Origin of the sequence: Vibrio sp. 10N.222.49.C12, from assembly GCF_041475025.1 — a bacterium.
GTDB classification, from domain to species: Bacteria; Pseudomonadota; Gammaproteobacteria; order Enterobacterales; family Vibrionaceae; genus Vibrio; species Vibrio crassostreae_C.
In genome coordinates this window covers 150,593-158,724 of sequence record NZ_JBFRVF010000010.1, presented here as the reverse complement: position 1 = coordinate 158,724, position 8,132 = coordinate 150,593, and the positions used below count along the sequence as shown (strand labels likewise).

At 43.4% G+C, this 8,132-nt stretch carries 5 protein-coding genes; 4 read left to right on the top strand and 1 reads right to left on the bottom strand.

Annotation, left to right across the window (positions count from 1 at the left end; translation table 11 throughout):
- Window positions 1–100: 100 nt before the first annotated feature.
- Window positions 101–1,348, bottom strand: coding sequence for an SGNH/GDSL hydrolase family protein (locus AB4583_RS03495; RefSeq protein WP_372116444.1), 1,248 nt, complete (start codon window positions 1,346–1,348; stop codon window positions 101–103).
- Window positions 1,349–1,837: 489 nt separating this feature from the next.
- On the opposite strand from AB4583_RS03495, the gene AB4583_RS03490 reads away from it, so the two are divergent.
- The 4 genes from AB4583_RS03490 (at window position 1,838) to AB4583_RS03475 (ending at window position 8,127) form a co-directional block, all read left to right on the top strand.
- Window positions 1,838–2,779 (top strand): triacylglycerol lipase, encoded by a 942-nt coding sequence (locus tag AB4583_RS03490; RefSeq protein ID WP_050547032.1) that lies wholly within the window; start codon window positions 1,838–1,840, stop codon window positions 2,777–2,779.
- Between the two features lie 38 nt (window positions 2,780–2,817).
- Window positions 2,818–3,705 carry a lipase secretion chaperone gene (locus AB4583_RS03485; protein ID WP_372116442.1) on the top strand — a complete coding sequence of 296 codons (888 nt, stop codon included), beginning with the start codon at window positions 2,818–2,820 and terminating at the stop codon, window positions 3,703–3,705.
- A 258-nt stretch (window positions 3,706–3,963) separates the two neighbouring features.
- Window positions 3,964–5,985 (top strand): prolyl oligopeptidase family serine peptidase, encoded by a 2,022-nt coding sequence (locus AB4583_RS03480; RefSeq protein ID WP_017070048.1) that lies wholly within the window; start codon window positions 3,964–3,966, stop codon window positions 5,983–5,985.
- Window positions 5,986–8,127 (top strand): TonB-dependent hemoglobin/transferrin/lactoferrin family receptor, encoded by a 2,142-nt coding sequence (locus AB4583_RS03475; protein ID WP_017070047.1) that lies wholly within the window; start codon window positions 5,986–5,988, stop codon window positions 8,125–8,127. It abuts the gene before it with no gap.
- Window positions 8,128–8,132 lie beyond the last annotated feature (5 nt).

Sequence of the window (8,132 nt, the reverse complement as noted above, 5' to 3'; positions counted from 1 at the left end):
CTTTAACTGATCGGCATTAGCCAATATTAGGCGGTTTTTTTGTATCTGACTTTTGTGCCTAAGAGGTGCTGCCTCAGGTTACGGAGTTGCTCTAAAGGCTTTAGAAATCAAATGTTGAGAATGAAAAAGCTAGGATATGGTCGGCAATGTATTTGTGTGTGGCGGTGGTTGGGTGCGTCACGCCCCAGAATACATAACTGTCTGAACCATAGGTCGCACAATCATTAGTTAAGCTGTGGCTTCTTAAATAGTCCGCGGCTGAGCTTCGATTGATATTAAGACAAGCATCACTCGCGTTTCGAAAGCCATGTTGTTCTGGGTTATCGGTAATGCTGGCGAACAACGCACTTGCATCGAACAACACCACGTTTTTCCCTATACCTTGGTAATACTCGGCTTGAGCTTTGATGAACTGGTTGAATTCTAAGATCTTGCCACGAACTTTTATTATCTCTTGTTCGGTAGAGTATTTGAATTGAGGGGCTTTGGTTGCATCGGGTAAGGTGAACAGCAGGATATTGTTCGCACCAGATTCTGTTAAGCGGATCAGCGCGCTGCTAAAGTCAGCCTTTACATCGGCGACTTCTCGGTTGTAATTCATGAAGTCATTGAGGCCAAACTCTAAAGTAAACAGTGAGTTTTCCGGACGATAGTTTTTGGCGACTTTCATGTAGGTCAGATAAGAGGTGACTTGATCATAAACACCAGTCAATGCCACGTATTGGTTGGTACCTGCGGCGCCACCCACAGCCCAGTTATACAGAGGGACATCTTTCGCTTTTGCTAAATACTCCGTCCAGACTAAACCATTCGAAAAGTGCCCTAAAAACCACGAATCTGCGTTCGGAAAAAACCATTGTGAGCCATTAAATAGATTACCAGTGTCGGACAGGCTATCACCAAAGGTGACAATACGATTGATGCTATTGGCCTGGAACGCGTTATCGTTGGTCCAGATGGAGTGGTTGTAAGAGAAGCGATTATCTGCGGCAAAGTAGGTGATGTCAGCGGCGTCATGTTGGATGTCGAGCGTCTGTTCGCAACGCTGTTTGATTTCAGATTGAGGCGCATCACTGTAGAACATGTTTTTGAAAGAAACAGAAGACCACCAATATCCGTTGATCGTGTAGTAATCACCACTCTCTTTCTTTGCCCACTTCCAGTCGGTGGCTGGGGAATCATGAGAGGCATCGGTTCGATACCAACATCTAACATATGAATAGGTCTCTGAGCCTTGTGCACTGAGTACTTGTGCAGATGTAATCGATTCAGGTGTTGGTATTGAGTCTTCAGCGGCATAAGCGCCAAAAGGCAGGGCTAACGTGAGTATTAAAGCCGTATTTTTCATCACTGTATTCTCTTTTATATTTAGATGAGCCAAACAGAAACGCTGTTGCTTGTTGCTTGTTTCTTGATAAGTGGATAAGTGGATAAGTAAATAACTGGTACGACCTATATCTAAAATCAATAATTAGCGTCAATATATTCATGGTTGTGGTGTGTCGTTAATGGAATAAACCTCAAGTTATCAACGAGTTTTTGGTTGAAAAATACCTGTTTCCAAACGGTTATTTGTCGAATAATTTTGGTTTATTGAGAATGTTGAATTGATATTTGAGTCGGGATATTGAAAGAACAATCTCATCAACCTTAGTTAAATGTTAATTTAATCAATTGCTTATGTTTTGTTCTCCTGATTCTGTTTGCTTGATGTTCATCGCACCTGTTTAATTCAAGTTCGCCATCACAAATATGAAGTCGTTACTTTCTGTTTTATAAAATCATCATCTACGGTTCTTTTACTCATCAGAGGTCTAATCTGTTTAAGGAAAGAGCATTGAAAAAGATATTAATTTGGACGATAGCCTGCCTATCCAGTTTTGGCGTATATGCCGGAACGAGCGCATCAGCATTAGAAGCCAGCGGATACACTGAAACGAAATACCCCATTATGTTGGTACATGGTCTGTTTGGTTTCGATACATTAGCGGGCGTTGACTATTTCTATGGCGTACCGGAATCTCTGACAAAAGATGGCGCGAACGTATATGTCGCTCAGGTCTCTGCAACCAACAGTTCAGAGGTCCGTGGTGAACAGTTACTCAGCCAAGTTGAAACGCTGTTAGCTGCAACAGGAGCAAGTAAGGTGAATCTGGTTGGTCATAGCCACGGTGGGCCTACGGCTCGTTATGTTGCGTCAGTTCGACCTGATCTTGTTGCTTCAGTGACCAGTATTGGCGGTGTGCATAAAGGTTCTAAGGTCGCTGATCTCGTTCGAGGGAACGTATCTGAAGGCTCTGTTACAGAAGGTATCGCGGTTAAATTAGCAGGTGGATTAACGACACTGATTAACCTTTTATCTGGTGGAACGGATCTCGACCAAGACGGCCTCGCTTCTCTTGAAGCATTGACCACAGAAGGCTCGCTAGCCTTCAACCAGTTTTACCCTGAGGGCGTTCCGACGTCTGAGTGTGGCGATGGTGAGTGGCAAGCAAGTAACGGCGTTTATTACTATTCATGGACAGGGTCTTCCACTTTTACCAACCTTCTTGATCCTACCGACGGAGCGATGACAATCCTAGGCTTAGCCTTCAACGAACCTAATGATGGCTTAGTAGGAGCATGCAGCGCGCATTTGGGCAAAGTGATTGGTGATGATTACAAAATGAACCACCTAGATGAGATTAATGGGTTATTGGGAATTCACCACTTGTTTGAGACAGATCCTGTAACTCTATATCGTCAGCATGCCAATCGATTGAAGTTGGCTGGCTTGTAGTCTGCAAAGCCGTTTAATAAGAAAACAAGGGAAGTATGATGAAAAAGACCGCCATTTTGTCGATAACCACGATAGCCCTGATGAGCACAGCGGCGGTCTTTTTATATCTAAATAATCAAGATACACATACTGACGACGAACAACGCGTCTCCTCATTGAAAGTCACCTCTCAGCAAGATACCGACATCGATAACGCATCAGCAAAAGACATGATGGAATATTTCGTGTCAGGTAATACAGAATTAACCCTTGAAGATATTCGAGACAACGTGGCGAAACACCACGAACAATCATCAACAACCGTGGTTGATGAAGCACTGTTTGCCAAATATCTTGAGTATAAGTCGGCACTGACATCGTTGGACGTGCAGTTCGATACCACATCCATTTCCGCTGATGATCTACGTGCACTCAATCAAGCGCTCCTTGACCTCCAAGCTCAGTTTTTCAGTGAGAGCGAGATAAGTATTCTGTTTACGCACGACAACAGAATGAGAGAAATCGCCTTAGAAAAGTTACTTCTGAAACAGGAGGGATTAGAGGATGAAGAATACCAACAAAGACTCGAATCCTATCTATCTGAGCAACCTGATTATGTTCAGTCGAGTCACCAGAATCAGGTGTTACTCCAACAGCTCTCTAGCTCTGAAGGTCTCGATGAACAGGGTAAATACTTAAAGAGAAGCGAACTTGTCGGTGAAGAAGCAACCCAGAGACTTGAAGCACTTGATAAACAAAGAGCGGCCTTTGAAGACTCGTTAGAGGTCTACTTCGCAGAACGAAATGATGTCTTGAAAGATTCATTCCTATCAAAAACCGAACAACAAGAGACAATTGCGCAACTTAGGACTGAACATTTCCTACCAGAACAGCTTAGAAGGGTAGAAGCGATTGAAAGAATTCGAGCTAATGAAACTAAACAGTAAAGTCATTTAGTTTCATTAAGTAAACGATTGCTTATTCTGTAATATGGTAAATCATTGCTTATAATCAAAACTATCAACTGGTTTTCTTCTTCTGAATAAACATAAATATTCCATAGTAATACAAGACCAATTCATAATTAATTGACGTATCTATCGTGATTAATATCACATATTTGTGTAAATGATAATTGATCTCATTATCGTTTAGGTGCAGTATACGCAAAATTTATTAAATTAGCGTATGGATTTGTTGGGTTTATGAAAGTGTTTGTGTTGTTAGCTTTTACTCTTTTACTGACGGGGACGGTTAGTGCTTCCGATCAGTTCTCTTGGCTTAGAGATGATTCCCGTAGCGCGAACAACGTACTCAACTATCTTAATCAACAAAATAATAAAACTCGGCAGTATCAAGAACGTATTCGGTTATTGAGTGAATCCTTGCAAGAGAATTGGCAGGGCAACCGCCCAGAGAGAGCTGACAAACCATGGCTTGAAATCGGTGGGTATGAGTATGCGATCCTCAATCACAATGGTGAAAGAGTTTTATTGTCCCGATTGGTTGGGAATGAAGAATCAACGCAGCTACATAACCTTGACGATCGATCTACCGATCTTGATTACTATCAGTTAGCTGGCTGGGCATTAAACTCAACAAGAACACAGCTTGCGATCGCCGAAGATGTCACAGGATCAGAACAGTTCCGAGTCAGTGTTGTTGATCTTAAAACTCGTCAAGTTACCCCAATCGCGCGGAATGTAGACAGTACGCTTACGTGGTCGAAAGACGATCAATCTCTGTATTTGGTTCAACTTGAGCAACAAACTTCGAGACCTTATGCGCTAACGCAATACTTCTTAGACCAGTCAGAACCAAATCAATTAATTGAAGAACCAGATTCTGCGTGGTTACTGTCGTTCTACCTTTCAAGTGATAAGCAATTTGCTGTTGTTCAGGCAAACAGTGAGGATTCAAGTGAGCAACGTCTCTTAAATCTTGATACCGGCGAAATCTCTAAACCTCTTTTACCTCGCAGAACTGGCGTGGAGTACTACGTTGATGTTGTTGGCTCTCGTTTATTCTCGAACAGTAACCATGCTCGTAAGGGATTTGCTTTTTACTCGGTAGCGCTTAATCAAGCATCAAAAATAGATAATTGGAATGCTGTTTTTGAACCGAGTGATGAATCTAGAATCAGTAACTTTCATCTGTTTGAGTCGGGGCCTGTGATCATCACCCAGACTGGTGCGTCTCAATTTTTACAATTCTTCGATAACGACGGACGTCATCGTTCAAGACAGCTGATAGCAGAACCTGGTCAAGTTGCTTGGGTAAGCCAAGTAGGTGACTACCAAAGTAACAAACTGCACATTCGAAGCATGTCTTTAACTCAGCCAGCGAAGTGGGAGCGGCTGAATACTGACACTCTAAAACGAGAGCTCTTCTCTCAAGATCACTACCCTGAATATCAAAAATCTAACTATTATTCCGAGCAAGTCATCGTCAACTCTGGCGGGGTAACGATCCCAGTAACTTTGGCGTATCGCAAGGATAAGCTCACGAAGGATACACCTCTGTTTTTGTACGGGTACGGGGCCTACGGAATGACGATGAAGCCTTACTTTATGCCCCAAATCATTAGCCTACTTGATGAGGGCGTGATTTATGCAATTGCACATGTTCGCGGTGGCGGCTTTTATGGTGACGCTTGGTACCAAGCAGGAAAAGGGGTCAAAAAAGAGAATGCTATCTCGGATTTCATTGCTGTAGCTCGATATTTGACGACATACGATCAAGGTAGACGCCCAATTTACGCTATGGGTGGAAGCGCTGGTGGCACTCTTGTTGCCGCAGCATTAAATCAGGCTCCTGACTTGTTTAATGGTGCAGTCCTTAAAGTCCCCTTTGTCGATGTCGTGAACAGCATGTCTGATTCTGTAATACCTCTAACGGCTCAGCAGTATGGTGAGTGGGGCAATCCAAATATTGCCGATGAATTGAAGGTAATGCAGCAATACGACCCTTATCTGAATCTTAGCGAACAAAACTACCCACCAATATTGATTCAGGTTGGCCTCAATGACCGCCGAGTTCCCTATTGGGAAGGAGCTAAGTATTACGCAAAACTTAGCGAACTAACGACCGGGAGCGGGCCTTATTTATTGTCGACAAACTTTACTCAAGGGCACTCGGCAGACAGGCGACGATCGCAATCGCAACAAGCGTTTGAGTACGCATTTCTTTTATCACTTATCCCAAAAGACATTAAAGCGGAGCAGTAAATGAAGCTTTCCCCCTTATCAGCGGCAGTCCTGAGTGTACTTGCTGCCAACCTCGTGCACGCCGAATCTGAGGTTTATCACTTTGAAGAAGTGATCGTAACAGCGAATAAAATAGAACAGCGACTATCCGAAGTCGCTGGGTCAGTGGCTGTGATCACTGGTGAAGAACTAGAGAAAAAGGGTGCAACAGAGCTTTATGATGCAATAAAGAGCGAGCCGGGAGTTAGTGTTTCTGGGGGAGCGGGGCGACCTCAAAACATCACTATCCGCGGAATGACAGGTAACCGTATCTTGATAGTGAAAGACGGAATCAAGTCTGCTGATGGCTTTGGTGCCAATGACATCAATGACAAGATTGGACGTAACTCGTTTGATATGTCTAACCTAGAAAGTATTGAGGTTATAAAAGGGGCTAGTTCGTCTGTATTTGGCTCAGGTGCTATTGGTGGTGTGGTGGTGGTTCGGACTAAAAAGCCGGGGGACTATCTCGAGGAAAAAGATTTCTATAGTGATGTCTCTGCAACCTATACCGGTATCAGTAATAAATACAAAGGCGCAACAAACCTCGCCTTCCGTTCGGGAAAATTCGAAAGCTTGGTTAATCTTTCTTATTGGGAAGGTGAAGAAACTCGAAATTTTGATGAAGACTTATATAACCGAGACATAGATGGTGTCGGTGGTGGTTACACCTTGAACTACTGGTCAAGTGATGCCTTGATGCTCAAAGGGAATGTTGAGTACTACAAAGAGAATCTAAGTCGAAAAGAAGGTACCTCTAAGATCCAAAAAGACGGTAAGTGGGACACTGAAGATTTTGACCAACAGTCTTATACGGAGACGTTTTCTGCGTATGCGGGTTTTGAGTATCTGCCCTTAAATTCTTGGTTTGAGGAATTAGATGCCAAGATATATTGGCGTGATATGACTAATGAGGATACCACGAATCGTTTGATGTCTCGAACCAACAACAACGTTTCCGAGCTTCGTAGAACGATTGATGTTCGTGGTTTCACGGATCAACTTCTTGGTACTAACGCCGATTTTATTAGCGCATTCCAACATCAAAACATGAGCCATACCTTGTCTTATGGCATGAGCATGGAAACCAACCTCCATGAGCGTCCAAGTCAATCTTCTGTTTTAGACTGGAACGGAGTGTCACTTAACGCGGATGTCCCTTTTGCTCCAGCTCGCTCGTACAACTTTGCTGCATTTGTTCGTGATGCGATTGAAATTGATCAGTGGACGGTGACGGGAGGTGCCCGTTTTGATTTACACCAGTTGAAGCCTGAGTCACAGAGAACGATCAATGGCTACGAAGTGAAGGAACAAAGCTCTAGCGAGTTCTCACCTAGCTTATCGGTGAGTTATCAGTTAACAGAATCACTCAACACATACCTTTCTTACAACCACGGCTTTAGAGCTCCGGGTTATGACAAAATTTATGGTTATCAAAACCATGACTTTGTCCCAATTACCCCATTTGTCATTGTGCCTAATATGGACCTAGAGGCCGAAACCAGTGATTCGTTTGAGCTAGGTAGTAAGTTTGATAATGGCCAAACTCAGTTATATGCCGCCGTTTTCTATCAGAAGTTCGATAATTTTATCGACGTTAAACAGATCACGTTTGTACCTGACTCAAATACAGGCAACTACTACAAGCAGTATCAAAACGTAAATGGAGTCGAGACGTACGGCATTGAAGCGTCAATTGCGCATCGTTTGAGTGACTTTTGGAGTGTGAGTACCAAAGTCGGTTTTGTTGATGGTGAAGATGAGGATGGAGAAAAAGTTCGCACATTAACCCCTTGGGAAGGCAATGCCGAGGTGACTTATGACGACAACATGTTCTCCGCTTACGCGATGGTTAATTGGGCTCAAGCTATGGATAGCGTACCTCAGTGTGAAGATGATTTAGGTATCGTTACTGACTGTGCGACCACCTCTGGCTGGGCAAGTGTCGACTTGGGAGTCAGTTACTCTTGGAACTTTGGTTTGGATGTTAGCGCCAATGTGATGAATCTATTCGACAAAGAATATATCCGATACCAAGACGTTGCGGGTATTGTGGACAGCAATAAAATTTACTCCACAGAACCTGGCCGCTACTTCACCGTTAACGCCAAGTATGCGTTTTAAGGAGG